Origin of the sequence: Enterobacter cloacae subsp. cloacae ATCC 13047 (assembly GCF_000025565.1) — a bacterium.
GTDB lineage: Bacteria > Pseudomonadota > Gammaproteobacteria > Enterobacterales > Enterobacteriaceae > Enterobacter > Enterobacter cloacae.
In genome coordinates this window covers 533,276-558,909 of the sequence record NC_014121.1, presented here as the reverse complement: position 1 = coordinate 558,909, position 25,634 = coordinate 533,276, and the positions used below count along the sequence as shown (strand labels likewise).

26 protein-coding genes, 2 tRNA genes and 2 pseudogenes are annotated in these 25,634 nt (G+C 55.0%); 16 read left to right on the top strand and 14 right to left on the bottom strand.

Annotated features, from left to right (window positions below; genetic code table 11):
• Positions 1 to 11 precede the first annotated feature (11 nt).
• Both tsaE and nnr read right to left on the bottom strand, forming a co-directional pair.
• Positions 12 to 473, bottom strand: coding sequence for a tRNA (adenosine(37)-N6)-threonylcarbamoyltransferase complex ATPase subunit type 1 TsaE (tsaE, locus tag ECL_RS02715; RefSeq protein WP_013095283.1), 462 nt, complete (start codon positions 471 to 473; stop codon positions 12 to 14).
• On the bottom strand, positions 466 to 1,989 hold the full coding sequence (gene nnr / locus ECL_RS02710) for a bifunctional ADP-dependent NAD(P)H-hydrate dehydratase/NAD(P)H-hydrate epimerase (RefSeq protein ID WP_044158940.1): 1,524 nt from the start codon (positions 1,987 to 1,989) through the stop codon (positions 466 to 468). Before nnr ends, tsaE begins: the two co-directional genes overlap by 8 nt.
• On the opposite strand from nnr, the gene queG reads away from it, so the two are divergent.
• On the top strand, positions 1,988 to 3,127 hold the full coding sequence (gene queG, locus ECL_RS02705; protein WP_013095281.1) for a tRNA epoxyqueuosine(34) reductase QueG: 1,140 nt from the start codon (positions 1,988 to 1,990) through the stop codon (positions 3,125 to 3,127). The genes nnr and queG overlap by 2 nt on opposite strands.
• A gap of 270 nt (positions 3,128 to 3,397) precedes the next feature.
• Here queG and ECL_RS02700 read toward each other — a convergent pair.
• From ECL_RS02700 to orn, 3 genes are all read right to left on the bottom strand, one after another.
• A tRNA-Gly gene (locus ECL_RS02700) sits at positions 3,398 to 3,473 on the bottom strand.
• 44 nt (positions 3,474 to 3,517) lie between these two features.
• Positions 3,518 to 3,593: transfer RNA gene (locus ECL_RS02695), tRNA-Gly, on the bottom strand.
• A gap of 196 nt (positions 3,594 to 3,789) precedes the next feature.
• Positions 3,790 to 4,335, bottom strand: a complete 546-nt coding sequence (gene orn, locus ECL_RS02690; RefSeq protein ID WP_013095280.1) for an oligoribonuclease — start codon at positions 4,333 to 4,335, stop codon at positions 3,790 to 3,792.
• 107 nt (positions 4,336 to 4,442) lie between these two features.
• Between orn and rsgA the strand changes: the two genes are divergently transcribed.
• The 3 genes from rsgA (at position 4,443) to mscM (ending at position 9,903) form a co-directional block, all read left to right on the top strand.
• Positions 4,443 to 5,495 carry a small ribosomal subunit biogenesis GTPase RsgA gene (gene rsgA, locus ECL_RS02685; RefSeq protein WP_013095279.1) on the top strand — a complete coding sequence of 351 codons (1,053 nt, stop codon included), beginning with the start codon at positions 4,443 to 4,445 and terminating at the stop codon, positions 5,493 to 5,495.
• Between the two features lie 96 nt (positions 5,496 to 5,591).
• Positions 5,592 to 6,560: an archaetidylserine decarboxylase gene (gene asd, locus ECL_RS02680; RefSeq protein WP_013095278.1), complete on the top strand. Its 969-nt coding sequence runs from the start codon at positions 5,592 to 5,594 to the stop codon at positions 6,558 to 6,560.
• Positions 6,561 to 6,579: 19 nt separating this feature from the next.
• Positions 6,580 to 9,903, top strand: a complete 3,324-nt coding sequence (mscM, locus tag ECL_RS02675) for a miniconductance mechanosensitive channel MscM (RefSeq protein WP_013095277.1) — start codon at positions 6,580 to 6,582, stop codon at positions 9,901 to 9,903.
• Between the two features lie 43 nt (positions 9,904 to 9,946).
• Here mscM and epmA read toward each other — a convergent pair whose 3' ends face one another.
• Positions 9,947 to 10,924, bottom strand: a complete 978-nt coding sequence (gene epmA / locus ECL_RS02670; RefSeq protein ID WP_013095276.1) for an elongation factor P--(R)-beta-lysine ligase — start codon at positions 10,922 to 10,924, stop codon at positions 9,947 to 9,949.
• Between the two features lie 309 nt (positions 10,925 to 11,233).
• On the opposite strand from epmA, the gene frdA reads away from it, so the two are divergent.
• The 4 genes from frdA to frdD are packed head-to-tail and all read left to right on the top strand — an operon-like array spanning position 11,234 to position 14,527.
• Positions 11,234 to 13,024 carry a fumarate reductase (quinol) flavoprotein subunit gene (frdA, locus tag ECL_RS02665; protein WP_013095275.1) on the top strand — a complete coding sequence of 597 codons (1,791 nt, stop codon included), beginning with the start codon at positions 11,234 to 11,236 and terminating at the stop codon, positions 13,022 to 13,024.
• A complete protein-coding gene (frdB, locus tag ECL_RS02660) occupies positions 13,017 to 13,751 on the top strand; it encodes a fumarate reductase iron-sulfur protein (protein ID WP_013095274.1) in 735 nt (244 codons plus the stop codon). Before frdA ends, frdB begins: the two co-directional genes overlap by 8 nt.
• A 10-nt stretch (positions 13,752 to 13,761) precedes the next feature.
• Entirely contained in the window at positions 13,762 to 14,157 is a 396-nt protein-coding gene (gene frdC / locus ECL_RS02655; protein WP_013095273.1) for a fumarate reductase subunit FrdC, read from the top strand.
• Positions 14,158 to 14,167: 10 nt separating this feature from the next.
• Complete coding sequence (gene frdD, locus ECL_RS02650; protein ID WP_013095272.1) at positions 14,168 to 14,527, top strand: fumarate reductase subunit FrdD; 360 nt, start codon at positions 14,168 to 14,170, stop codon at positions 14,525 to 14,527.
• Between the two features lie 29 nt (positions 14,528 to 14,556).
• Here the strand turns inward: frdD and ampR are convergent, their stop codons facing one another.
• Entirely contained in the window at positions 14,557 to 15,432 is an 876-nt protein-coding gene (gene ampR, locus ECL_RS02645) for a LysR family transcriptional regulator AmpR (protein ID WP_013095271.1), read from the bottom strand.
• Between the two features lie 132 nt (positions 15,433 to 15,564).
• On the opposite strand from ampR, the gene ECL_RS02640 reads away from it, so the two are divergent.
• The gene (locus ECL_RS02640) at positions 15,565 to 16,710 is read left to right on the top strand and encodes a class C beta-lactamase CMH-4 (RefSeq protein WP_013095270.1); all 1,146 of its coding nucleotides are present in this window, start codon (positions 15,565 to 15,567) and stop codon (positions 16,708 to 16,710) included.
• Positions 16,711 to 16,868: 158 nt separating this feature from the next.
• On the top strand, positions 16,869 to 17,399 hold the full coding sequence (locus tag ECL_RS02635; protein WP_013095269.1) for a lipocalin family protein: 531 nt from the start codon (positions 16,869 to 16,871) through the stop codon (positions 17,397 to 17,399).
• Here ECL_RS02635 and sugE read toward each other — a convergent pair.
• Positions 17,396 to 17,713, bottom strand: a complete 318-nt coding sequence (sugE, locus tag ECL_RS02630; RefSeq protein WP_013095268.1) for a quaternary ammonium compound efflux SMR transporter SugE — start codon at positions 17,711 to 17,713, stop codon at positions 17,396 to 17,398. The two genes, ECL_RS02635 and sugE, sit on opposite strands and share 4 nt — an antisense overlap.
• Positions 17,714 to 17,975: 262 nt before the next feature.
• On the opposite strand from sugE, the gene ECL_RS02625 reads away from it, so the two are divergent.
• A complete protein-coding gene (locus ECL_RS02625) occupies positions 17,976 to 18,575 on the top strand; it encodes a response regulator transcription factor (protein WP_013095267.1) in 600 nt (199 codons plus the stop codon).
• Positions 18,576 to 18,612: 37 nt separating this feature from the next.
• On the opposite strand, the gene ecnB is transcribed toward ECL_RS02625, so the two are convergent.
• The 3 genes from ecnB to efp all read right to left on the bottom strand — a co-directional run bounded on the left by ecnB (position 18,613) and on the right by efp (position 19,613).
• Complete coding sequence (gene ecnB, locus ECL_RS02620) at positions 18,613 to 18,759, bottom strand: lipoprotein toxin entericidin B (protein WP_003025482.1); 147 nt, start codon at positions 18,757 to 18,759, stop codon at positions 18,613 to 18,615.
• Between the two features lie 108 nt (positions 18,760 to 18,867).
• Positions 18,868 to 18,999 (bottom strand): entericidin A/B family lipoprotein, encoded by a 132-nt coding sequence (locus tag ECL_RS02615; RefSeq protein WP_013095266.1) that lies wholly within the window; start codon positions 18,997 to 18,999, stop codon positions 18,868 to 18,870.
• A 47-nt stretch (positions 19,000 to 19,046) separates the two neighbouring features.
• Entirely contained in the window at positions 19,047 to 19,613 is a 567-nt protein-coding gene (gene efp / locus ECL_RS02610; protein WP_014830362.1) for an elongation factor P, read from the bottom strand.
• Between the two features lie 40 nt (positions 19,614 to 19,653).
• On the opposite strand from efp, the gene epmB reads away from it, so the two are divergent.
• On the top strand, positions 19,654 to 20,682 hold the full coding sequence (gene epmB / locus ECL_RS02605) for an EF-P beta-lysylation protein EpmB (protein WP_013095264.1): 1,029 nt from the start codon (positions 19,654 to 19,656) through the stop codon (positions 20,680 to 20,682).
• A gap of 47 nt (positions 20,683 to 20,729) precedes the next feature.
• Here the strand turns inward: epmB and ECL_RS02600 are convergent, their stop codons facing one another.
• Entirely contained in the window at positions 20,730 to 21,083 is a 354-nt protein-coding gene (locus ECL_RS02600) for a DUF4156 domain-containing protein (RefSeq protein ID WP_013095263.1), read from the bottom strand.
• 254 nt (positions 21,084 to 21,337) lie between these two features.
• Between ECL_RS02600 and ECL_RS02595 the strand changes: the two genes are divergently transcribed.
• The 4 genes and pseudogenes from ECL_RS02595 to ECL_RS27620 form a co-directional block, all read left to right on the top strand.
• On the top strand, positions 21,338 to 22,015 hold the full coding sequence (locus tag ECL_RS02595; RefSeq protein WP_013095262.1) for a nucleoside recognition domain-containing protein: 678 nt from the start codon (positions 21,338 to 21,340) through the stop codon (positions 22,013 to 22,015).
• Positions 21,996 to 22,367, top strand: a pseudogene (locus tag ECL_RS02590) (YjiG family protein); the annotation flags it as partial. The gene ECL_RS02595 and the pseudogene ECL_RS02590, both read left to right, overlap by 20 nt.
• Before the next feature lie 35 nt (positions 22,368 to 22,402).
• Positions 22,403 to 23,371, top strand: coding sequence for an IS5-like element IS903B family transposase (locus ECL_RS02585; protein ID WP_013087110.1), 969 nt, complete (start codon positions 22,403 to 22,405; stop codon positions 23,369 to 23,371).
• 56 nt (positions 23,372 to 23,427) lie between these two features.
• Positions 23,428 to 23,523: pseudogene (locus ECL_RS27620) on the top strand (hypothetical protein); the annotation flags it as partial.
• A gap of 86 nt (positions 23,524 to 23,609) precedes the next feature.
• On the opposite strand, the gene groL reads toward ECL_RS27620, so the two are convergent.
• Together groL and ECL_RS02575 are read right to left on the bottom strand one after the other, a co-directional pair.
• A complete protein-coding gene (gene groL / locus ECL_RS02580; protein ID WP_013095260.1) occupies positions 23,610 to 25,256 on the bottom strand; it encodes a chaperonin GroEL in 1,647 nt (548 codons plus the stop codon).
• 39 nt (positions 25,257 to 25,295) lie between these two features.
• The gene (locus ECL_RS02575) at positions 25,296 to 25,589 is read right to left on the bottom strand and encodes a co-chaperone GroES (protein WP_003855929.1); all 294 of its coding nucleotides are present in this window, start codon (positions 25,587 to 25,589) and stop codon (positions 25,296 to 25,298) included.
• Between the last annotated feature and the right edge of the window lie 45 nt (positions 25,590 to 25,634).

Here is a 25,634-nt window from a genome sequence, read left to right as displayed (position 1 = left end):
CATCCCTACGCTCAACCGGCTAAACGCGCCAGTAAGGAACTGCCTGATGAGGAAACAGCACTGATGCGCGCCTCACGCCCTTGTGCCTGGTAATCTAAGTGAATTTCGACATCCGGGTCAGGCAACACACCCGCACCTTGTTGCGGCCACTCCACCAGGCAGATGGCATCATTGGCAAAATAATCACGGATCCCCATAAATTCCAGCTCCTCAGGATCCGCAAGTCGGTATAAATCGAAGTGATACACCATGAGATTTTCAAGAGTGTACGGTTCTACCAGCGTGTAGGTTGGGCTTTTCACATTCCCGTTATGGCCTAACGCCTGCAAAAAACCCCGGCTGAAGGTGGTTTTACCCGCACCTAAATCACCATAAAGATAAATGACAGTCGCCCCCTGACAGGCCTGCGCCACGCGCTTGCCGAGTTCTAAAGTGGCTTGTTCATCAGGTAAAGGAATCGCTCGATTAGTCATCTTCTACGTCAATCACATCCGGGTTAACAACACGCCGCAGCGTGCAAAAAAGATCGGTGGCCAGCATACCGCGTGTGCCATACCGTGCAGCCAGGCTGTCAGCCGCCGCACCGTGAGCCACGCAGCCGGCACAGGCTGCATCATAAAGGGGAAGTTTCTGCCCGAGCAATGCGCCGATGATGCCTGAAAGCACATCGCCCATTCCGCCACTCGCCATGCCCGCATTTCCGGCATCAATAATGCCCAGTGCCTCATCGCTTGCGATGACGGTTCCCGCCCCTTTGAGAACGGCAACACCTCCGTAACGTTTTACCAGACGGCGAGCAGAAAGTAAGCGATCGCTTTCAATTTCTGCCACGCTGCAGTTAAGCAGCCGCGCGGCTTCGCCGGGGTGTGGCGTCAGGATGCGATTGTGACGCTTATCCGGGTTGATTGCCAGAAGGTTCAGCGCATCGGCATCCCAGAGCATCGGTTTACGAAAATTCTCGACCTTTTGCAGCGCCTGCTTACCCCAGGCCTGTTGCCCGAGTCCCGGGCCAATCACCACCACATCCGCCCACTCAAGACTCTCTTCAAGGGTCTGCGGCGTAAGCTCATGCACCATCAGTTCCGGTCGGGCCGTAATAATGGGCGGGATATTTTCACTGCGCGTCAGCACCCGGACCAGCCCCGCGCCGCTGCGCAACGCAGCTTCCCCCGTCATCCGGATTGCGCCAGCCGTACCGTGATCGCCGCCAATGATGACCAGCCTGCCGTGGTCGCCTTTGTGCGACGTTGGCCGACGCGGCGGCAACCAGTGGCTAAGTTGAGTCGCATCAAAGCGGGAAAGGTGTGTCTCCTGTCCGGCAAGCCAGCTCTCCAGCCCCAGGGCGTTATGGTGCAACGAGCCCACCACATCCCTCGCTTTCCCGGTGAGTAACCCGGGCTTCAGGGCAATAAACGTGACGGTATGCGCGGCCTGGATCACCGCTCCTGGCGTCGCACCGGTTTCCGCCATCAGACCAGAGGGAATATCCAGTGCCACCACCGGCGCGGTATGGGCATTGGCGCGCGCAATCAGAGCGGCTACGTTATCACGGGGCGCACTACGTAACCCGGTGCCCAGCAGACCATCAACAATCAGATCAACATCCTCTGGCCAGACGATATCGGATGCATGAATCACTCCGCCTGCATTCAGCCAGGCTTCCCGCGCGGCGCTGGCTTCTTCCGGCAGCGGCTTATCGCTCTCCAGCGCCAGTAACGTAACGCGGAGACCTGCCGCGACCGCCAGCCGGGCGACAACGTAACCATCGCCGCCGTTATTGCCGTGTCCGCATAAAATGAGCCAGTGGCCGGATTGCGGATACGCACTGCGGGCAATGTTGAATGCCGCCTCACCCGCCCGTTGCATGAGCTCATAAAGGGTAATGCCAAGACTGTCTGCAGCCTCTTTTTCGGCGCGTCTGAGGTCATCCGCATGCCAGATGGAATGTGGTATACTTGCGGGGTTTTTCTTCACAGTATGGTCCGTCATGTCACAGCCCCTCGATCTCAATCAGTTAGCGCAAAAAATAAAACAGTGGGGTGCTGAACTGGGCTTCCAGAAGGTGGGGATCACCGACACCGATCTCTCCGCCAGCGAGCCAAAACTGCAGGCCTGGCTGGATAAACAATACCACGGCGAAATGGAGTGGATGGCGCGTCATGGCATGATGCGGGCCCGTCCACACGAGCTGTTGCCGGGTACGTTACGCGTTATCAGCGTACGCATGAATTATCTTCCCGCCAACGCGGCTTTTGCGCGTACGTTAAAAAATCCCTCTCTCGGTTACGTTAGCCGGTATGCCCTGGGGCGTGATTACCATAAGCTTCTGCGTAACCGACTAAAAAAACTCGGCGAAACTATTCAGCAGCACTGTGTTTCGCTGAATTTTAGACCGTTTGTCGACTCCGCGCCTGTTCTTGAGCGCCCTATCGCTGAAAAAGCCGGGCTTGGCTGGACTGGTAAGCACTCACTTATTCTGAGCCGCGACGCCGGATCGTTCTTTTTCCTTGGTGAACTGCTGATTGATTTACCACTGCCGGTAGACGGCCCGGTAGAAGAAGGTTGTGGGCGCTGCGTGGCCTGTATGACTATCTGCCCGACGGGCGCTATCGTTGAGCCCTATACGGTGGATGCCCGACGCTGCATCTCTTACCTCACCATCGAACTGGAAGGGGCGATCCCTGAAGAATTCCGACCACTTATTGGCAATCGCATCTACGGCTGCGACGACTGCCAGTTAATTTGCCCGTGGAACCGTTATTCGCAGCTCACAGACGAAGAGGATTTTAGCCCGCGTAAGGCGCTGCATGCGCCACAGCTCATTGAACTGTTCGCCTGGAGTGAAGCCTGGTTCCTGAAAGTGACGGAAGGTTCGGCCATTCGCCGTATTGGCCATCTGCGCTGGCTGCGTAATGTCGCCGTTGCGCTGGGGAATGCCCCGTGGGATGAAGCGAATATCCGGGCGCTTGAGAGCCGTAGAGGTGAGCACCCACTTCTCGATGAACACATAGAGTGGGCGATTGCGCAGCAAATCGAGAAGCGAAATGCCTGCGTGGTTGAGGTGCAACCACCGCAAAAACAACGCCTGGTGAGGGTGATAGAAAAAGGGCTTCCGCGGGATGCGTGAACTATTCACAGCCTGTGAATAAAATTACAAACTCAAGCAGCATCAGGGCTGGAGATGAGGTCAAGTGATCTCAATAACATTTTGAAATCAAATTTTCTCAAGCATATACAGCAAGTTACAGAGATACTATTCACCCTGCTAACTTTTAACACGGTTTCGGTCATACCCAAAATCTGTGGATAACTCTGTTTACAAGAGTATTTCGGAAGTAATAGAAAACGTCCCCAACGCATTTTATCGCTGTGGATATTTTTGATATCAAGAAGAATTTGGAGCGGGAAACGAGACTCGAACTCGCGACCCCGACCTTGGCAAGGTCGTGCTCTACCAACTGAGCTATTCCCGCTTGGGTGTTCTGAAGCTGGCGTATCTTGCGATACTTTCAAATTTTGGAGCGGGAAACGAGACTCGAACTCGCGACCCCGACCTTGGCAAGGTCGTGCTCTACCAACTGAGCTATTCCCGCAAATTTGTACTGCTTTTGTTGCTGTCGTAACGCGTATTTCTCTGTCGTTACGGGAGGCGCATTATACGAGAAATCCTTTTAGCTGCAACCCCCCTCAACGCGATTTTTTCGAAAATCAGTTCAAGTGCTTATTTAATCGGCAAGCTGAACAATTTAACGACAAAAACCCGGCCACGCAAGGCGCCAGGTCTCAAAATCACAGCTTAATAAAGTTTTCGCGATAGTACGCCAGCTCCGCGACGGACTCACGGATATCGTCCATCGCCTGATGCGTACCCTGCTTTTTAAAGCCATCGAGGATTTCGGGTTTCCAGCGGCGCGCCAGCTCTTTAAGGGTGCTCACGTCCAGATAACGGTAGTGGAAGTAAGACTCCAGCTCCGGCATGTACTTAAACAGGAAACGACGATCCTGGCCAATGCTATTACCGCAGATAGGGGATTTGCCCGCCGGGACCCACTGTTTCAGAAACTCAAGCGTCGCCAGCTCCGCCTCGCGGTCGCCCATCGTGCTCGCTTTCACCCGTTCAACCAGCCCGCTGCCGGTGTGGGTACGCACGTTCCACTCATCCATCAACGCCAGCTGATCGTCGGACTGGTGCACCGCAATGGTTGGCCCTTCCGCCAGAATATTCAGGTTTGCATCGGTAACCAGCGTGGCAATCTCAATAATGCGATCGCGCTCGGGATCCAGCCCGGTCATTTCAAGATCGATCCAAATCAGGTTGTTTTCATCCGCGCTCATGTTATTTTCCACCCTTCTCGCATAACCGGCTGTAGCAGGTTAACTAGTATTAATTAGAGTGTATCATAGAGGTTTTGCCCCTTACGGGCGACCAGGAGCCAGCGCGATTGAGTAAAAATAAACTCTCCAAAGGGCAGCAGCGCCGCGTGAATGCCAATCACCAGCGCCGTCTTAAAACCACTTCGGAGAAGGTCGATTACGACGACAACCTGTTTGGTGAGCCGACGGAAGGCGTCGTCATCAGCCGTTTCGGTATGCATGCCGACGTGGAATCCGCCGACGGTGAGATCCACCGTTGCAATATTCGACGGACTATCCGTTCGCTGGTTACCGGCGATCGCGTTGTCTGGCGTCCAGGTAAAGAGGCGGCGGAAGGCGTAACGGTCAAAGGTATCGTTGAAGCGGTTCACGAGCGCACGTCGGTACTTACCCGTCCCGATTTCTACGACGGGGTAAAACCCATTGCCGCCAATATCAACCAGATCGTCATCGTCTCGGCGATTTTGCCCGAGCTGTCGCTCAATATTATCGACCGCTACCTTGTTGCCTGCGAAACGTTACAGGTTGAGCCAATCATTGTTCTGAACAAGATCGATCTGCTGGATGATGAAGGTATGGACTTCGTGAATGAGCAGATGGATATCTACCGCAAGATCGGTTATCGCGTGCTGATGGTCTCCAGCTACACCAAAGATGGCCTGAAACCCTTGGAAGAAGCGCTGACCGGGCGCATCAGTATCTTTGCGGGTCAGTCCGGCGTGGGGAAATCCAGCCTGCTGAATAATCTTCTCGGTCTCCAGCAAGAAATTCTGACTAACGATGTCTCTGATGTCTCGGGCCTGGGCCAGCACACCACTACCGCTTCTCGTCTCTACCACTTCCCGCATGGCGGCGATGTGATTGACTCTCCGGGCGTGCGCGAATTCGGTTTGTGGCACCTTGAGCCGGAACAAATCTTCAACGGATTTGTCGAATTCCATGATTATTTAGGGGCTTGTAAATACCGGGACTGTAAACACGATAACGACCCGGGCTGTGCCATCCGCGAAGCGGTCGAGAAAGGTGAGATTGCGGAGACCCGCTTTGATAACTACCACCGCATTCTTGAGAGCATGGATCAGGTAAAAACGCGTAAAAACTTTTCTGATTCTGATAACTGACAACTAAGCTAAGCATCGCTAAAATCGTCCCCTTTTTTCAGGTTCCGGCTGATTACAGCCGGATCAGGAACGACAAAAAATGGCCTGGAGGCTACCTTGTTAAACGCATTTAAACTTTCGCTTCAATACATTCTGCCAAAACTGTGGCTCACTCGCCTGGCGGGCTGGGGCGCGAGCAAACGAGCGGGCTGGCTGACCAAACTGGTCATCGACCTTTTCGTAAAATATTACAAGGTCGACATGAAAGAGGCGCAGAAGCCAGATACCGCCAGCTATCGCACCTTCAACGAATTCTTCGTGCGCCCACTGCGCGACGAAGTCCGCCCGGTTGATACCGATCCTAACGTGCTGGTCATGCCTGCGGATGGCGTGATTAGCCAGCTGGGTAACATCGAAGACGATAAAATCCTGCAGGCAAAAGGCCACAACTACAGCCTGGAAGCGCTGCTGGCGGGTAACTACCTGATGGCGGATCTGTTCCGCAACGGTACTTTCGCCACCACCTATCTCTCTCCGCGTGACTATCACCGCGTGCACATGCCGTGCAACGGGATCCTGCGTGAAATGATCTACGTGCCGGGCGATCTGTTCTCCGTGAACCACCTGACCGCGCAAAACGTTCCCAACCTGTTCGCGCGTAACGAACGCGTCATCTGCCTGTTTGATACTGAGTTTGGCCCAATGGCGCAGATTCTGGTGGGTGCAACGATTGTCGGCAGCATCGAAACGGTCTGGGCTGGAACCATCACCCCGCCACGTGAAGGCGTGATCAAACGCTGGACCTGGCCTGCCGGTGAAGAAGAAGGCGCGGTCGCTCTGCTGAAAGGCCAGGAGATGGGTCGCTTCAAGCTGGGTTCCACGGTTATCAACCTCTTTGCCCCTGGCAAAGTGAAGCTGGCTGAACAGCTCCAGAGCCTGTCAGTCACCAAACTCGGCCAGCCGCTGGCGGTCTCGACTGAACCTTTTGTGACGCCGGACGCAGAGCCTGCACCGCTCCCGGAAGAAGAGATCAAGGCCGAACTTGACGCCAGCCCGCTGGTTGACGACAAAAAAGACGAAGGCTAACAACAGAAGGAACGCTGACGTGCGCCCGATTATCGTACTACTGATGGCCTGGTGCCTCAGCATGGGGGCGTACGCAGCGACAGCCCCCGACGCAAAACAGATAACCCAGGAACTGGAGCAGGCGAAAGCGGCAAAACCCGCTCAGCCAGAGACCGTGGAGTCGCTCCAGTCTGCACTGAATGCGCTTGAGGAGCGGAAAGGCTCCCTTGAGCGCGCTCAGCAATATCAGCAGGTTATCGACAACTTCCCCAAACTCTCGCAAACGCTACGCAATCAGTTGAGCAATCTGCGCGATGAACCGCGCGATGTGCCTGCTGGCATGACCTCTGACGCGTTGAATCAGGAGATCCTGCAGGTTAGCAGTCAGCTTCTGGAAAAGAGTCGTCTGGCACAGCAGGAGCAGGAACGCGCACGTGAAATCGCCGACTCGCTGAGCCAGCTTCCGCAACAGCAAACCGATGCCCGCCGTCAGCTCAACGAGGTTGAGCGCCGTATCGGTACCCAAACGGGTAACACACCGCAGAACCAGGCGCAAAATCTGTCGCTTCAGGCTCAATCAGCCAGACTTAAAGCACTGGTCGATGAACTGGAGCTGGCGCAGCTCTCGGCAAACAACCGCCAGGAGCTGTCGCGGATGCGCTCCGAACTGGCGCAAAAGCAGAGCGAACAGCTCGATGCTTACCTGCAGGCTTTACGTAATCAACTTAACAGCCAGCGCCAGCGTGAAGCTGAGCGCGCGCTGGAAAGCACCGAGCTGCTGGCAGAAAACAGCGATAACCTGCCAGCGGGCATCGTTGACCAGTTTAAGGTTAACCGTGAGCTCTCTGCTGCACTGAATCAGCAGGCGCAGCGTATGGATCTGGTGGCGTCCCAGCAACGTCAGGCCACCAATCAAACCCTTCAGGTTCGCCAGGCGCTCAACACCCTGCGTGAACAGTCTCAGTGGCTGGGCTCGTCCAACCTGCTGGGAGAGGCATTACGCGCCCAGGTTTCACGCCTGCCGGAGATGCCAAAACCGCAGCAGCTGGATACCGAGATGGCGCAACTGCGTGTTCAACGCCTGCACTATGAAGACCTTCTCAATAAACAGCCGCAAATCCGCCAGATCCGTCAGGCCGATGGGCAGCCTCTCACCAGCGAGCAAAATCGTATTCTGGAAGCCCAGTTGCGGACCCAGCGCGAGCTGCTGAACTCCCTGTTACAGGGCGGGGATACGCTGATTCTGGAGCTGACCAAGCTGAAGGTCTCCAACAGTCAGCTGGAAGATGCGCTGAAAGAGGTGAACGAGGCAACGCACCGTTATCTCTTCTGGACCTCTGACGTGCGCCCAATGACCTTCTCATGGCCAATCGAGATCGTTCAGGATCTGCGCCGTTTGATCTCGCTGGATACCTTTAGCCAGCTTGGAAAAGCCAGCGTGATGATGCTCACCAGCAAAGAGACCATTTTCCCTCTTCTGGGCGCGTTGATTCTGGTGGGCTTTAGCATTTACTCACGCAGACACTTCACCCGCTTCCTGGAACGCTCCAGCGCCCGGGTGGGTAAGGTTACGCAGGATCACTTCTGGCTGACGCTGCGTACCGTGTTCTGGTCAATACTTGTCGCCTCGCCGCTGCCGGTCCTGTGGATGACGCTCGGTTATGGCCTGCGGGAGGCCTGGCCCTACCCGCTCGCGGTCGCCATTGGCGATGGCGTGACCGCTACCGTCCCCCTGCTGTGGGTAGTGATGATTTGCGCCACGTTTGCGCGACCGAATGGTCTGTTCATTGCTCACTTTGGCTGGCCGCGTAACCGCGTGGCGCGCGCCATGCGTTACTACCTGATGAGCATCGGGCTGATTGTGCCGCTGATTATGGCACTGATCATGTTTGATAATCTCAATGACCGGGAGTTTTCGGGCTCGCTGGGCCGTCTCTGCTTTATGTTGATATGCGGTGCGCTGGCCATCGTCACGCTCAGCCTGAAACGGGCTGGTATACCGCTCTATCTGGATAAAACCGGCAGCGGCGACAACATGTTCAACCGCATGCTCTGGAACCTGCTGCTGTGCGCCCCCCTGGTTGCCATGCTGGCAGCAGCGGTGGGTTACCTGGCGACCTCGCAGGCACTGCTGGCGCGACTGGAAACCTCCGTTGCCATCTGGTTCCTGCTGCTGGTGATCTATCACGTCATCCGCCGGGGGATGTTGATCCAGCGACGCCGTCTGGCGTTTGACCGCGCCAAGCACCGTCGGGCAGAGATCCTCGCCCAGCGTGCGCGGGGCGAGGATGAGCCAAACCACGTCAACAGCACCGAAGGCACGATAGATGCGGACGAGGTTGAGCTGGATCTCGACGCAATCAGCACCCAGTCTCTGCGTCTGGTACGCTCCATCCTGATGCTGATTGCGCTGCTGTCGGTGATCTTCCTGTGGTCAGAAATCCACTCCGCGTTTGGTTTCCTGGAGAACATCTCGCTGTGGGATGTGACGTCCACGGTGCAGGGTGTGGAGAGCCTGGAGCCCATAACCTTAGGTGCGGTACTGATTGCCATTCTGGTGTTGATCATCACCACGCAGCTGGTGCGTAATTTCCCGGCACTGCTGGAGCTGGCGCTGTTGCAGCACCTGGATTTAACTCCTGGTACGGGCTATGCCATTACCACCATCACCAAATACCTGATTCTGCTCTTTGGCGGGATGGTTGGATTCTCCATGATTGGTATTGAGTGGTCTAAATTGCAGTGGCTGGTTGCCGCGCTGACGTTTGGTCTGGGCTTTGGCATGCAGGAGATTTTCGCTAACTTTGTGTCCGGCCTGATTATCCTGTTTGAAAAACCGATTCGTATTGGCGATACGGTGACGATCCGCGATCTGACAGGCAGCATCACCAAAATCAACACCCGCGCCACCACGATCAGCGACTGGGATCGCAAAGAGATCATCGTGCCCAACAAGGCGTTTATCACCGAGCAGTTTATCAACTGGTCGCTGTCAGACTCCGTCACGCGTGTGGTACTGACGGTACCGGCGCCCTCGGATGCCAACAGTGAAGAGGTCACACAGATCCTCTACACCGCCGCCGAACGCTGCACGCTGGTCCTTGATAACCCGGCGCCGGAAGTGTTCCTGGTCGATCTCCAGCAGGGTATCCAGATTTTCGAATTGCGTATTTACGCCGCCGAAATGGGGCACCGTATGCCGCTGCGCCATGAGATCCACCAGCTGATTCTGGCTGGCTTCCGTGAGCACGGTATTGATATGCCGTTCCCACCGTTCCAGATGCGTCTGGAAAGCCTGGACGGACTTAAGACAGGAAAAACATTAACCTCTGCGGCGCGTAAACGCCCGGCGGGGAGTTTGTAAGCCAGCCAGTCCCCCCTCTCCCGTGGGAGAGGGGGGACTGCCGTCAGGCTCGATCGACGGTAAAAGCAATCACATCGCCCAGCTGTTCCGCGCCCAGCGCCAGCATCACCAGACGATCCACACCCAACGCCACGCCAGAACAATCCGGCAGACCCGCTTTCAGGGCCGCCAGCAGGTTAGTATCAATAGGTTGCTGCGGCAGACCGCGCGCGGCGCGCTTGCGGTTATCCTGCTCAAAACGCTGCTGCTGTTCGCGGGCGTCGGTCAGTTCGTGGAAACCATTCGCCAGCTCAATGCCCTTGTAATAGACCTCAAAACGCTCCGCCACGCGGTGATCTTCAGTGCTGATCTGCGCCAGAGAAGCCTGGCTTGCCGGGAAGTGGTAGACGAAAGTCGGACGATCTTTGCCAATCTGCGGTTCAACCCCAAAGGTGAAGAGCAGTTGCAGCAGCGTGTCGCGATCTTCTTCAGTATCCGCCACGTTGCTCAGATCCAGTTTTGCCGCGACTTCGCGCAGCTGGGTTTTATCCGCTGACAGTGGATCAATTTCCAGATAACGCTGGAAAGCCTGCTGATAAGAGAGCGTTTCCGCTTCTGAGCAGTCGAGAACCTGCTGCAGCAGATCGTCCACCTCGTTCATCAGGCGGTACATATCGTAATGCGGACGGTACCACTCCAGCATGGTGAATTCCGGATTATGGTGACGCCCCATCTCTTCATTACGGAAGCTGCGGCACAACTGATACACCGGGCCACACCCTGCCGCCAGCAGGCGTTTCATGTGGTATTCCGGGCTGGTCATCAGCCAGAGGTTCATGCCCTGTGAATGGCCGGGGCCAACAAAACGGGTTTCAAACGGCACCAGATGAATATCCGTTACCGTAGCCTGACTCATGCACGGCGTTTCCACCTCAAGGACTCCGCGGTCGGCAAAGAAGCGGCGGATCTCCGCCATAATTGCAGCGCGTTTCAGCAGATTGGGGATGGATGCGCTCGGCTGCCAGGTGGCCGTTTCGCTCATGGGTAATTCTCCGATTTCAGACAAGGGCACGAAGTCTACTCGTTAGCACGGACAGAGACAAATTTTGCGCAATAAAAATCGCATTTCATTTAGGGCAACTATCACGTGACGGAATTCATCATTCACGATGATAAATCACCGCACAGAACAGCAAAAAAATCGAACACGTCAAATTTCCCTGCCGTTCGCGCGGTTATACTTCTTTACCCATAAAGGAGCAGTGGAAACGCTTTCGCAATCGTCCTTGCGGACAGGTGGGCTACCTTTAGTTTATCGCGTTGCGAAATAACAAAAATCTGGAGGAATGTCGTGCAAACTTTTCAAGCCGATCTTGCCGTAATAGGCGCTGGCGGAGCGGGATTACGTGCTGCAATTGCTGCAGCACAGGCTAATCCCAACGCTAAAATCGCACTGATTTCAAAAGTCTATCCGATGCGCAGCCACACGGTTGCCGCAGAAGGAGGATCCGCCGCCGTTGCGCAGGATCATGACAGCTTCGAATACCATTTCCACGACACGGTTGCAGGGGGCGACTGGCTTTGCGAACAGGATGTCGTTGACTACTTTGTACATCACTGTCCAACGGAGATGACCCAGCTTGAACAGTGGGGCTGCCCGTGGAGCCGCCGTCCGGACGGCAGCGTCAACGTTCGTCGCTTCGGCGGAATGAAAATTGAACGCACCTGGTTTGCCGCTGATAAGACCGGCTTCCACATGCTGCACACCCTGTTCCAGACCTCCCTTCAGTTCCCACAAATCCAGCGTTTTGACGAACATTTTGTCCTCGATATTCTGGTCGATGACGGTCACGCGCGCGGTCTGGTGGCGATGAACATGATGGAAGGCACGCTCGTGCAGATCCGCGCTAACGCGGTAGTGATGGCAACGGGCGGCGCGGGCCGGGTTTACCGCTACAACACCAACGGTGGTATCGTCACCGGTGACGGTATGGGCATGGCGCTCAGCCACGGCGTGCCGCTGCGCGATATGGAATTTGTCCAGTATCACCCTACCGGCCTGCCGGGTTCCGGCATTCTGATGACGGAAGGTTGCCGTGGCGAAGGCGGTATTCTGGTCAACAAGAATGGCTACCGTTATCTGCAGGATTACGGCATGGGCCCGGAAACGCCGCTCGGTGAGCCGAAAAACAAATACATGGAGCTCGGCCCGCGCGACAAGGTGTCTCAGGCCTTCTGGCATGAGTGGCGCAAAGGCAACACGATCTCCACGCCGCGTGGCGATGTGGTCTACCTCGATCTGCGTCACCTCGGCGAGAAGAAACTGCTGGAACGTCTGCCGTTCATCTGCGAGCTGGCAAAAGCCTACGTGGGTGTCGACCCGGTGAAAGAGCCGATTCCGGTACGCCCAACAGCGCACTACACCATGGGTGGGATCGAAACCGACCAGCAGTGTGAAACGCGCATCAAAGGGTTGTTCGCCGTCGGCGAATGCTCCTCTGTCGGCCTGCACGGTGCCAACCGTCTCGGGTCAAACTCGCTGGCGGAGCTGGTTGTCTTTGGCCGCATGGCGGGCGAACGCGCGATGGAGCGTGCCGCAACGGCGGGCGAAGCCAACGGCGCAGCACTGGACGCGCAGGTCGCTGACGTTGAGAAACGGCTGAAGGATCTGGTCAACCAGGAAGGCAACGAAAACTGGTCGAAAATCCGCGACGAAATGGGCATGTCGATGGAAGAGGGCTGCGGTATCTACCGTACACCAGAGCTGATGCAGAAAACTGTCGATAAGCTGGCGGAACTGCAGGAGCGTTTCAAACGCGTGCGCATCACCGACACCTCCAGCGTGTTCAACACCGACCTGCTTTATACCATCGAGCTCGGTCACGGCCTGAACGTCGCGGAATGTATGGCGCACTCTGCGCTGGCACGCAAAGAGTCACGCGGGGCACATCAGCGTCTTGATGAGGGCTGCACCGAGCGTGACGACGTCAATTTCCTGAAACACACCCTCGCCTGGCGCGACGCGGATGGCACCACTCGTCTGGACTACAGCGACGTGAAGATCACAACGCTGCCACCGGCTAAACGCGTTTACGGCGCAGAAGCAGAAGCCGCCGAGAAGAAGGAGAAGGCGAATGGCTGAGATGCAAACACTGAAAGTTGAAGTGGTGCGCTACAACCCGGAAGTGGACACCGCGCCACACAGCGCTTTCTATGAAGTGCCTTATGACGAGCAAACCTCTCTGCTGGATGCGCTCGGCTATATCAAGGATAACCTGGCACCGGACCTGAGCTATCGCTGGTCCTGCCGCATGGCCATCTGCGGCTCCTGCGGCATGATGGTGAACAAAGTACCGAAACTGGCCTGTAAAACCTTCCTGCGTGATTACACCAAAGGCATCAAGGTTGAAGCGCTGGGCAACTTCCCGATTGAGCGCGATCTGGTGGTCGATATGACCCACTTTATCGAAAGCCTGGAAGCCATTAAGCCGTACATCATTGGCAACCCGCGCACGCCGGATCAGGGACCGAATACCCAGACACCCGCCCAGATGGCGAAATATCATCAGTTCTCCGGGTGCATCAACTGCGGTCTTTGCTACGCCGCGTGTCCACAGTTTGGCCTGAACCCTGAGTTCATCGGCCCGGCGGCGATCACGCTGGCGCACCGCTACAACGAGGATAGCCGCGACCACGGTAAAAAAGAACGTATGCCGCAGCTTAACAGCCAGAACGGCGTCTGGAGCTGTACTTTTGTGGGCTACTGCTCCGAAGTCTGTCCGAAGCACGTCGACCCGGCCGCCGCTATTCAGCAGGGTAAAGTGGAAAGCTCGAAAGACTTTCTTATCGCCACCCTGAAACCACGCTAAGGAGTGCATGATGACGACTAAACGCAAAGCCTACGTGCGGCCGATGCCGTCCACCTGGTGGAAGAAACTGCCGTTTTATCGCTTCTATATGCTGCGTGAAGGCACTGCGGTGCCTGCGGTCTGGTTCAGCCTTGAACTGATGTATGGCGTCTTTGCCCTCAAACATGGTCCTGAAACCTGGGCCAGTTTTGTCGGGTTCCTGCAAAACCCGATCATCGTGATCCTGAACCTGATTGTGCTCGCAGCCGCCCTGCTTCATACCAAAACCTGGTTTGAACTGGCGCCAAAAGCGGCGAATATTATCGTAAAAGGCGAAAAAATGGGGCCAGAGCCGGTCATTAAAGGGCTTTGGGCAGTGACGGCAGTGGTCTCTGTGGTCATTCTGTTTGTCGCACTGTTCTGGTAAGGAGACTATTGTGATCAATCCAAATCCAAAACGTTCAGACGAGCCGGTCTTCTGGGGCCTCTTTGGCGCAGGCGGCATGTGGAGTGCCATCATTGCACCTGTCATTATCCTGCTGGTCGGCATTATGCTGCCGCTGGGGCTGTTCCCCGGTGATGCGCTGAGCTATGAGCGCGTCCTGGCATTTGCAGGTAGCTTTATTGGCCGGGTATTCATCTTCCTGATGATTGTCCTGCCGCTGTGGTGCGGCCTGCACCGTATCCATCATGCGATGCATGATCTGAAGATCCACGTACCGAGCGGTAAATGGGTGTTCTACGGTCTGGCAACCATCCTGACCGTGGTCACACTGATTGCCGTAGTCACTATCTGACACACCAGGCCCGCCCTCCGGCGGGCCTGTTATTTCTGCATCTTCCCCACCAGCCACTGAGCAAATTCACGCATTGCCGGGGTTTGGGCGCGTGACTGCAGCCGCGTTAGCCAGTAACTGCCAAGATCAATCTGCGTCGTAAACGGCTGCACAATGCGCTCGCTGTTCAGCAGATGGGTAAACATATCGACAGGGGCGATAGCAATGCCTGTGCCTGTCTGTGCGGCCTCCAGCATAGTGACCGACGAATCAAACACCATAACCCGATGCGTGGGTGAAGGCGGGTTTTCTCCGGCGGCCTGCATCCAGGCTGTCCACTCATCGCGCCGGTAAGAGCGCAGCAGGGTAAACTTCAGGATATCGGCAGGGGTGTGCAGCGCGGCTGCAATGTCCGGCGTGCAAAGTGGTGCCAGCGGCGCTGAACAGAGGAACGTCGCCTCCGTGCCGTGCCACGCTCCCCCACCGTAGCGAATGGTGTAATCAAGCCCCTCAGCTGCCGGATCGACGCGATTGTTGTGCGTGGAAAGCTGAAGATCGATATGCGGATAACTGCGACGGAAATCATCCAGCTGTGAGAATAACACCCCAGTGGCAAAGGTCCCCACCACGCCAATTTTCAGCTTCTCCTGCGCCCGATGGTTAGCAAAGCGATCCAGCATGCCTGCGATACGATCGAAGGAGTCATTCAGCACCGGCAGCAGATTCTCGCCTTCGGTGGTTAACATCAACCCGCGCGAAACGCGGACAAACAGCTGGCAGTTAAGGTGTTGTTCCAGCGCCTTCACGTGCTGGCTAATCGCGGAATGGGTCACATTCAGCTCAATCGCGGCATGAGTAAAACTGAGGTGCCTGGCGGCGGCTTCGAACGCCCGAAGCGAATTAAGAGGGAGATAGCTGCGTGTCATGGTCCCTTCCGTTAGAAAAATTAACAGCTAATGCTAAATTTAACCGTTTGTCAGCCTCAGTCAAATCACCCAGACTACGAACGTCTGACGGGCCCGGACATCCCCTTGACTCGCTATTACGGAAGATAACTGATGATGAAAAAATCCCTAAGCTGCGCCCTGCTGCTCAGCGTTGCCTGCTCTGCTTTTGCCGCGCCGATGTCAGAAAAACAGCTGGCTGACGTCGTGGAACGTACCGTTACGCCCCTGATGAAGGCGCAGGCCATACCCGGAATGGCCGTGGCCGTCATTTATCAGGGCCAGCCACACTATTTTACTTTCGGTAAAGCAGACGTCGCGGCGAATAAGCCCGTCACGCCGCAAACCTTATTTGAACTGGGCTCCGTCAGTAAAACCTTCACTGGCGTGCTGGGTGGCGATGCCATTGCCCGCAAAGAGATTTCGCTGGCCGACCCGGTCACGAAATATTGGCCTGAATTGACGGGCAAGCAGTGGCAAGGCATTCGCCTGCTCGACCTGGCAACCTATACGGCAGGCGGATTGCCGTTGCAGGTACCGGATGATGTTACCGATAACGCCTCTCTGCTGCGTTTCTACCAGTCCTGGCAGCCAAAGTGGGCCCCGGGTACCACGCGTCTGTACGCCAACACCAGCATCGGCCTGTTTGGCTCACTGGCCGTTAAACCGTCCGGCATGCGCTTCGAGCAGGCCATGGCGGAGCGGGTCTTTAAGCCCCTGAAACTCAACCATACGTGGATAAACGTTCCACACGCTGAAGAGCCGCACTACGCATGGGGTTATCGTGAGGGAAAAGCGGTCCACGTTTCGCCTGGTATGCTGGATGCAGAAGCCTATGGTGTGAAATCTAACGTCAAAGATATGGCGAGCTGGGTGATGGCCAATATGGCACCTGAGACACTCCCGCAGTCCACTCTGCAGCAGGGTATTGCGCTGGCGCAGTCTCGCTACTGGCGCGTGGGTGCCATGTATCAAGGGTTAGGCTGGGAGATGCTCAACTGGCCGGTCGATGCCAAAACCGTGGTGGATGGCAGCGACAATAAGGTCGCACTGGCGCCGTTGCCGGTCGCAGAAGTGAATCCTCCGGCTCCGCCAGTAAAAGCCTCCTGGGTGCATAAAACGGGCTCTACGGGTGGGTTTGGCAGCTACGTGGCGTTTATTCCTGAAAAGCAGATCGGTATTGTGATGCTCGCAAATAAAAGCTATCCGAACCCGGTACGGGTGGAAACGGCTTACCGTATCCTCGACGCGCTACAGTAAACCTTTGCCGGGTGGCGGCTTCGCCTTACCCGGCCTACAAAATTTACGCGTTGTATAGGCCGGGTAAGCGCAGCGCCACCCGGCGAAACACGCTGCACAATCTTCCGCAATTTCCCTGCTGTCATCTACACTTAACAAAAAACAGTAAGGAAACTCCTATGCGCATTCTGCCTGTTATCGCCGCGGTGACAGCCGCGTTTTTAGTGGTTGCCTGCAGTTCCCCTACCCCTCCCTCCGGCGTCACTGTTGTAAGTAATTTCGACGCTCAACGTTTCCTCGGAACCTGGTATGAAATCGCCCGGCTCGACCATCGGTTTGAGCGGGGGTTAGAGAAAGTCACAGCACATTACAGTTCGATGGACGACGGGGGTATTCAGGTAATCAACCGTGGATACAATCCGGATCGGCAGATGTGGCAACAGTCGACGGGAAAAGCGTACTTTACCGGCGACCCGCGCCGGGCCGCGCTAAAAGTCTCGTTCTTTGGCCCGTTCTATGGCGGGTACAATGTCATCGCCCTCGACAGAGAGTACCGCCATGCGCTGGTCTGCGGGCCGGATCGCGACTATTTATGGATACTCTCCCGCACGCCGACCATTTCGTCAGAGATGAAACAGCAGATGCTGGACGTTGCGACCCGGCAAGGGTTTGATGTGTCAAAACTCATCTGGGTAGAACAACCGCATTAGTGGGCGCTGAGTTTCAGCCCAATAATACCGCACACAATCAACGCGAGGCTGGCGATACGCGCCAGACTCGCCGACTCTCCCAGCAGCAAAATCCCGGTAATCGCCGCGCCCACTGCACCAATGCCCGTCCAGACAGCATAGGCCGTCCCCACCGGCAAAGAGCGCATCGCCCAGGAGAGCAGCACAATACTCACAATCATGGCGGTAACGGTAATCACGCTGGGTGTCAGGCGGGTAAATCCGTGGGTGTACTTCAGACCAATTGCCCAAACCACTTCGAGCAGACCGGCGATAACAAGAATAATCCAGGACATTTCAGGCTCCTTAACTTAACTGCAAGTTGGGGCCGTCCCCGGTGAACGAAACGCTTACGGGTCGTCCCGTAAGGCATAGATTAGGTCACTTATTTTGGTTAACGAACGATTTTTTTTCAATCCCTTTGTGCTGAACCTGTTAAGGCAAGAAATAGCCTCAGTATGGCGCGTAGTTCAGGCATTTATCACTCATCCGACTTCTCTATCATGATGTGCTTTCTGATGGCAGGAAGCCAAACCACTAGCCGACTGCGAATCTATTATGTTCAAAATTCTTTTGATTGACCGATGTCACTTCACCCGCGCGGGGTTTGAAGCATGGCTCAATCATTCCGGTTTGTTTCCCGGGCACTTCGTCGTGACCGGGCTGAATAATCTCATCCTCGCCAGAGAGCATATTCTGCAGTGGGATCCATCGGTGGTTATCGCCGATCTGCACGGCTTTATGCAGGACATTCATCATTTCCAGCAGCTTTCTTCCCTGCTGAACGCCAGTGAAAAAGTGCCTTTCATTTTGCTGCAGTCGGGGGAAGATAAAGAGATGGCAGGCTTTCTGTCCCAATTTCCGATATGGGCTTCGCTTACCAAAAATGCCGGACTGGAGACGCTGGCGACGGTCATCAACGACGCCCTGACGACTCGCGCAAGCGTTGAGATCCCTGCGGTCGCGGCCCCCCTGCTGACTCGCCAGGAGGAGAAGGTGTTGACGCTGTGGATGGATGGCGCAAGCAATCAGAAGATTGCCACTCACCTGAGGATCAATGGAAAAACGGTCTATACCTATAAGCGAAATATCCGCATGAAATTGCATATGGATACGCGCTTTTCCCCGTTTTTATCTCTGCAGGAATCAGAAAACTGACGGTACGAAACCCGTCCGGGCCCGTACCGTTTTTAAATTACTGCTGAGCTTTTGTTGCCGCGCCGGAGATTGCACTACCGCCTTCAGAAATGTCCTGACCAACGCCGCGCGTGGTATTACAGGCCGTTAATACTGAAGAAAGTACCAGAACTGAAAAGATCGCTGCAATTGTCTTCTTAACCATAATATCTTCCTTTTATAGCCAGAGTTGTTTTGTGTATAGCAACTTAAGAATAGACAAGATCCCGCCAGTTGACGGAAAAGGAAGCATTTTTAGGAAAATTAGACGGGATTAGCTGGCGGCGTGAGAAATGATATGGCCGAGATCCTGGATATCCTCCCCCATTCCACGTGTGGTATTACAGCCGGAAAGCAACGCGCTGGACAGCGCTAACAGAAGCAGAATTTTAACGGTGCGTTTCATCATCCCTGCCTGCAAAAATCAGGCGCAGCAACGCTGCGCCTTAACACTTACTTCACGCGAGATACGTATTCGCCGGAGCGGGTATCCACTTTGATCACTTCGCCAGTCTGTACGAACAGTGGCACTTTAACCACGGCACCGGTAGACAGTTTCGCTGGCTTACCACCTGTACCGGCGGTGTCACCTTTCAGACCTGGGTCAGTTTCAACGATTTCCAGTTCAACGAAGTTCGGTGGGGTAACCGCGATAGGCTGGCCGTTCCACAGGGTCACGATGCACTCAGCCTGATCCAGCAGCCATTTGTCGCTATCGCCAATGGCTTTAGCGTCAGCAGACAACTGTTCGAACGTTTCGTTGTTCATGAAGTGCCAGAACTCACCGTCGTTGTACAGGTAAGTCAGGTTCATATCGACAACATCAGCGCCTTCAGCGGAGTCAGTAGACTTGAAGGTTTTTTCGACACGGGTACCGGTCAGCAGGCGGCGCAGCTTAACGCGTGCAAATGCCTGGCCTTTACCTGGTTTAACGAATTCGCTGGCTTCAACCGCATACGGTTCGCCGTCCAACATGATTTTAAGACCAGCACGAAAATCGTTGCTATAGTACGTTGCCATAAGGCCCTCTAAATTTGTTAACTGGTAGCTAAGCCACAAAATGGCGCATATTGTAACCCTAAACACCCCGTCCAGAGAAGATTGGTTATCGCAACTTGCCGATGTAATCACCAGTCCTGATGAATTACTGCGTCTTCTTGAGCTCGAACAGCATACCGATTTGCTGGCCGGCCGGGAGGCGAAGCGGCTTTTCGCCCTGCGCGTTCCCCGCGCGTTTGTTGCCCGTATGGAGAAAGGCAATCCTGACGATCCATTATTAAAACAGACGCTTACCGCACAGGAAGAGTTCATCACGGCACCCGGCTATAGCACCGATCCGCTGGAAGAGCAGAACAGCGTGGTACCCGGTTTGCTGCACAAGTATCTGAACCGTGCGCTGCTGCTGGTGAAAGGTGGCTGTGCGGTAAATTGCCGTTATTGCTTCCGTCGACACTTCCCGTATGCCGAAAATCAGGGCAATAAACGCAACTGGCAGGTCGCGCTGGACTATATCGCCGCCCATTCTGAGCTGGATGAGATCATTTTTTCCGGTGGCGATCCGCTGATGGCGAAAGATTATGAGCTGGACTGGCTGCTGACCCAGCTTGAAGCCATTCCGCATATTAAGCGCCTGCGCATACACAGCCGTCTGCCGATTGTTATTCCGGCACGTATCACTGACGGACTGGTCTCACGCCTGGAGCAGTCCCGCCTGCAGGTGCTGCTGGTGAACCATATCAATCACGCCAATGAAATTGATGATGCATTTCGTGCGGCAATGGTGCGTTTACGCAAGGCAGGCGTGACGCTTCTGAACCAGAGCGTGCTGCTGCGCGGCGTAAATGATAATGCCCGCGTGCTGGCGGACCTCAGCAATGCGCTGTTTGATGCGGGAGTGATGCCCTATTACCTGCACGTGCTGGATCGCGTTCAGGGTGCGGCCCATTTCATGGTGACGGATGAAGAAGCCCGGCAGATCGTGCGTGAACTGTTAACGCTGGTGTCAGGTTATATGGTGCCGAAGCTGGCGCGTGAGATTGGCGGTGAACCGAGCAAGACGCCGCTGGATTTGCAGCTAAGACAGAGCTAGTTTCCCCTCAGCCTAACCCTCTCCCGGTGGGAGAGGGAAAAAGGCAATCAGTTCGGGCACTTATAGACCTGGCCATTCATTTGGCTGGCGGTTGGCACGAAGCTGGATAACATTCCCTGCGTCGGGCTGCTTACTCCGTAAATCACGTTGCCACCCATCGCCGCGGCCTGGTTACGCAAGGCATTAGCCGCGCCACGCATAGAGCCGCCCTCTTCGCCGTGCTGACCCGACATCCAGTTGCTTTGCTCACCGGTTGCCGTGCCTAAAAACTGGCACTCGTTACCCGGCTTATCTTCCACAAAGCGAACGCCCTGACCCGCTGCAGTCAGCTCATTGCTGGAGCTACAACCCGCCAGCAGCAATGCTGCTCCTACAATCCCTGCACAGACTTTTACGCGCATGTTATTCCTCGTTTTCAATAAGCTGGACAGTAGTTGTCCGTGTGTAAACCTTATACTAAAAAGATGACCAAAAGAAAAACCTCCGTGCGTTTCTGCGAGATATCAAGCACGAATGGTGCCTTCGCCTCCCCTAAATGAATTCTGATAATCACCCCGCGGATATCGTTTTTTTATGCTTTTTCGTTTTTAGTGACAGGCCACCGGCTTATTTTTTGCGCGTGTGGTGACAGGGAAACATAAAAACAGGAGGCAACATGAGTGAAGTATCCCCGAATCAGGGGAAAGTGACGTGGGTAGGGTATCTCGCTTTCTTTCTAACCATCATTTTCTTTTCTGGCTTTTTCGCCAAAGCCACCGAATGGTGGCGAGTCTTTGATTTCACCGTGCTGAACGGCACATTTGGTCAGGTTAACGGCGAAGGCGCCGCAAGCGTCTCTTTTCGCGGCACAGGCGGTACCGGCGCAAAAGATGGCTTTCTGTTTGCGCTGGAACTTGCACCGTCTGTTATTTTGTCGCTGGGCATCATTTCAGTGACCGAAGGGCTGGGCGGGCTGCGGGCGGCACAGCAATTGATGACGCCCGTTTTGAAACCGTTGCTGGGCATTCCAGGTATTTGTTCTCTGGCGCTTATCGCCAATTTGCAAAACACCGATGCGGCTGCAGGTATGACCAAAGAGCTCGCCGATGAAGGCGTTATCAGCGACAGGGAACGAGCGATTTTCGCCACCTTTCAGACCAGCGGTAGCGCAATTATCACCAATTACTTCTCGTCCGGCGCGGCGCTGTTTACCAGCATCACCGTACCGGTTATCACCCCGCTGGCAGTGATTCTGGTCTTTAAATTTATAGGTGCCAATTTTCTCAGAGCATGGATTGCGCACATGGAAACCCGTCAGATCAAGGAGAGAGAAGATGACCGCCGAAGTGCGTAAAAACCTGATGGATCTCTTTATCGACGGCGCTCGCCGTGGCTTTACCATCGCCACTACCAGCCTGCTGCCAAACGTCGTAATGGCCTTTGTGATCATCCAGGCGCTGAAGGTAACAGGATTGCTGGATATCGTTGGCCGCGTTTGCGAGCCGATTATGGCGCTGTGGGGGCTGCCCGGAGAAGCCGCCACCGTGTTGCTGGCGTCGGTGATGAGCATGGGCGGCGGCGTGGGCGTCTGCGCAAGCCTGGTGGTGGCAGGGTCGCTCAGCGGGCATGACGCCACCGTACTGCTTCCGGCTATCTATCTGATGGGTAATCCGGTGCAAAACACCGGCCGCTGTCTCGGTACGGCAGGGGGCTTTGTTGAATAAATCGAACTTTTGCTGAGTTGAAGGATCAGATCACGTATCTTCCCGACAACGCAGACCGTTCCGTGGCAAAGCAAAAGTTCAAAATCACCAACTGGCCCACCTACAATAAAGCCCTCATCAACCGTGGCTCCATAACTTTCTGGCTGGATGATGAAGCTATTCAGGCCTGGTATGAGTCAGCAACACCTTCTTCACGAGGCAGACCTCAGCGCTATTCTGACCTTGCCATCACTACTGTGCTGGTCATTAAACGCGTATTCAGGCTGACCCTGCGGGCTGCGCAGGGCTTTATTGATTCCATTTTTTCTCTGATGAACGTTCCGCTACGCTGCCCGGATTACAGCTGTGTCAGCAGGCGGGCAAAGTCGGTTAATGTCAGTTTCAAAACGCCCACCCGGGGTGAAATCGCACACCTGGTAATTGATTCCACCGGGCTGAAGGTCTTCGGTGAAGGCGAGTGGAAAGTCAAAAAGCATGGCCAGGAACGCCGCCGTATCTGGCGTAAGCTGCATCTCGCCGTTGACAGTAAAACACATGAAATCATCTGCGCTGACCTGTCGCTGAACAACGTTACGGACTCAGAGGCCTTCCCCGGGTTAATCCGGCAAACCCACCGGAAAATCAGGTCAGCCGCCGCCGATGGCGCTTACGATACCCGGCTATGTCACGATGAACTGCGGCGTAAGAAAATCAGCGCGCTTATCCCTCCCCGAAAAGGTGCGGGTTACTGGCCCGGTGAATATGCAGACCGTAACCGTGCAGTGGCTAATCAGCGAATGACCGGGAGTAATGCGCGGTGGAAATGGACAACAGATTACAACCGTCGCTCGATAGCGGAAACGGCGATGTACCGGGTAAAACAGCTGTTCGGGGGTTCACTGACGCTGCGTGACTACGATGGTCAGGTTGCGGAGGCTATGGCCCTGGTACGAGCGCTGAACAAAATGACGAAAGCAGGTATACCTGAAAGCGTGCGTATTGCCTGAAAACACAACCCGCTACGGGGGAGACTTACCCGAAATCTGATTTATTCAACAAAGCCACGGCAGGGGTAAACCCTAAATACTATCCGCATATTATTGGCGTCTGCGTAATTAACGCTCTGCTCTCTATGTGGGTCATGCAACTGCTGTTCTAAAACAAAAAACCCCGGACAGCGATGCCCGGGGTTTTTTATTAAGAGGTAGCGCCCAACGCCTGATGGCTGCCGGGCGAAGGGGGCAATTACATCATGCCGCCCATACCACCCATGCCGCCCATACCACCAGCAGCACCTAAGTCAGGCGCGTCGCCTTTAGGCAGGTCGGTCACCATGCACTCGGTAGTGATCATCAGGCCAGCTACCGATGCCGCATACTGCAGAGCAGAACGGGTCACTTTAGTTGGATCCAGGATACCGAAGTCGATCATGTTGCCGTATTCTTCAGTTGCCGCGTTGTAACCGTAGTTACCTTCGCCCGCTTTCACGTTGTTGGTAACAACAGATGGCTCTTCACCGGCGTTGGAAACGATCTGACGCAGAGGCGCTTCCATCGCGCGCAGCGCAACTTTGATACCCACGTTCTGGTCTTCGTTCTGACCGGACAGGCCAGCCAGTTTGGCGGCAACACGCACCAGCGCAACACCACCACCAGCAACCACGCCTTCTTCTACCGCAGCACGGGTCGCGTGCAGGGCATCGTCAACGCGTGCTTTTTTCTCTTTCATTTCAACTTCGGTAGCCGCACCGACTTTGATTACCGCAACGCCGCCTGCCAGTTTCGCTACGCGCTCCTGCAGTTTTTCACGGTCGTAATCAGACGTTGCTTCTTCAATTTGCTTACGGATCTGAGCAACACGGCCCTGAATAGCGGACTCTTCACCCACGCCATCGATGATGGTGGTGGTGTCTTTGTTGATCACAACACGTTTCGCCTGGCCCAGGTCTTCCAGGGTCGCTTTTTCCAGCTCCATACCGATCTCTTCAGAGATTACAGTACCACCGGTCAGGGTAGCGATGTCCTGCAGCATAGCTTTACGACGGTCGCCGAAGCCAGGTGCTTTAACCGCAGCCACTTTCACGATGCCACGCATGGTGTTAACCACCAGGGTCGCCAGCGCTTCGCCTTCAACGTCTTCAGCGATGATAACCAGTGGCTTGCCTGCTTTCGCAACGGCTTCCAGCACTGGCAGCATTTCGCGGATGTTGGAGACTTTCTTATCAGCCAGCAGGATGAACGGGCTTTCCAGTTCAACAGCGCCAGTTTCTGGCTTGTTGATGAAGTATGGGGACAGGTAACCGCGGTCGAACTGCATACCTTCAACCACGTCCAGTTCGTCTTCCAGACCGGTACCGTCTTCAACGGTGATCACGCCTTCTTTACCGACTTTGTCCATCGCTTCAGCGATCAGTTTACCTACGGTTTCGTCGGAGTTAGCGGAGATGGTACCTACCTGAGCAATCGCTTTAGAGTCAGAGCATGGTACGGACAGCGCTTTCAGTTCTTCAACAGCGGACGCGACAGCTTTGTCGATACCACGTTTCAGATCCATTGGGTTCATGCCCGCAGCAACGGCTTTCAGACCTTCAGTGATGATTGCCTGCGCCAGTACGGTCGCGGTGGTGGTACCGTCGCCTGCAGCGTCGTTCGCTTTAGAGGCCACTTCTTTCACCATCTGCGCGCCCATATTTTCGAACTTGTCTTCCAGCTCGATTTCACGTGCAACGGAAACACCATCTTTGGTGATGGTTGGCGCGCCGAAGGATTTATCCAGCACTACGTTACGGCCTTTCGGGCCCAGGGTGACTTTCACTGCGTCTGCCAGTACGTTTACGCCGCGGAGCATTTTTACACGAGCGTCGTTACCGAATTTTACGTCTTTAGCTGCCATGTTCTTATTTCCTCAAATTCGTACAGTTTCGTGCGTTAATTACGCTTCAACAATTGCCAGAATGTCGCTCTCGGACATGATCAACACTTCTTCATTGTCGATCTTCTCGGATTTCACGCCGTAGCCATCGTTGAAAATGACGATGTCACCAACTTTAACGTCCAGCGGCTGCACAGTTCCGTTTTCCAGGATGCGGCCCTTACCGACAGCGATGATTTCGCCACGCGTTGATTTTGCTGCTGCAGAACCCGTCAGAACGATACCGCCAGCAGACTTGGTTTCAACTTCTTTACGTTTGACGATCACACGATCATGTAACGGACGAATACTCATTGATAGCTCTCCTTTGAGAAAGTCATTATCAGTTATGGATGACGC

Bases quoted from the DNA above. Each gene is read 5' to 3' on its own strand.
- tsaE (WP_013095283.1), bottom strand. From the start codon at position 473: ATGACTAATCGAGCGATTCCTTTACCTGATGAACAAGCCACTTTAGAA.
- queG (WP_013095281.1), top strand. From the start codon at position 1,988: ATGTCACAGCCCCTCGATCTCAATCAGTTAGCGCAAAAAATAAAACAG.
- nnr (WP_044158940.1), bottom strand. From the start codon at position 1,989: ATGACGGACCATACTGTGAAGAAAAACCCCGCAAGTATACCACATTCC.
- orn (WP_013095280.1), bottom strand. From the start codon at position 4,335: ATGAGCGCGGATGAAAACAACCTGATTTGGATCGATCTTGAAATGACC.
- epmA (WP_013095276.1), bottom strand. From the start codon at position 10,924: ATGAGCGAAACGGCCACCTGGCAGCCGAGCGCATCCATCCCCAATCTG.
- frdB (WP_013095274.1), top strand. From the start codon at position 13,017: ATGGCTGAGATGCAAACACTGAAAGTTGAAGTGGTGCGCTACAACCCG.
- frdC (WP_013095273.1), top strand. From the start codon at position 13,762: ATGACGACTAAACGCAAAGCCTACGTGCGGCCGATGCCGTCCACCTGG.
- ampR (WP_013095271.1), bottom strand. From the start codon at position 15,432: ATGACACGCAGCTATCTCCCTCTTAATTCGCTTCGGGCGTTCGAAGCC.
- ECL_RS02640 (WP_013095270.1), top strand. From the start codon at position 15,565: ATGATGAAAAAATCCCTAAGCTGCGCCCTGCTGCTCAGCGTTGCCTGC.
- ECL_RS02635 (WP_013095269.1), top strand. From the start codon at position 16,869: ATGCGCATTCTGCCTGTTATCGCCGCGGTGACAGCCGCGTTTTTAGTG.
- sugE (WP_013095268.1), bottom strand. From the start codon at position 17,713: ATGTCCTGGATTATTCTTGTTATCGCCGGTCTGCTCGAAGTGGTTTGG.
- ECL_RS02625 (WP_013095267.1), top strand. From the start codon at position 17,976: ATGTTCAAAATTCTTTTGATTGACCGATGTCACTTCACCCGCGCGGGG.
- ecnB (WP_003025482.1), bottom strand. From the start codon at position 18,759: ATGGTTAAGAAGACAATTGCAGCGATCTTTTCAGTTCTGGTACTTTCT.
- ECL_RS02615 (WP_013095266.1), bottom strand. From the start codon at position 18,999: ATGAAACGCACCGTTAAAATTCTGCTTCTGTTAGCGCTGTCCAGCGCG.
- efp (WP_014830362.1), bottom strand. From the start codon at position 19,613: ATGGCAACGTACTATAGCAACGATTTTCGTGCTGGTCTTAAAATCATG.
- epmB (WP_013095264.1), top strand. From the start codon at position 19,654: ATGGCGCATATTGTAACCCTAAACACCCCGTCCAGAGAAGATTGGTTA.
- ECL_RS02600 (WP_013095263.1), bottom strand. From the start codon at position 21,083: ATGCGCGTAAAAGTCTGTGCAGGGATTGTAGGAGCAGCATTGCTGCTG.
- ECL_RS02595 (WP_013095262.1), top strand. From the start codon at position 21,338: ATGAGTGAAGTATCCCCGAATCAGGGGAAAGTGACGTGGGTAGGGTAT.
- groL (WP_013095260.1), bottom strand. From the start codon at position 25,256: ATGGCAGCTAAAGACGTAAAATTCGGTAACGACGCTCGTGTAAAAATG.
- ECL_RS02575 (WP_003855929.1), bottom strand. From the start codon at position 25,589: ATGAGTATTCGTCCGTTACATGATCGTGTGATCGTCAAACGTAAAGAA.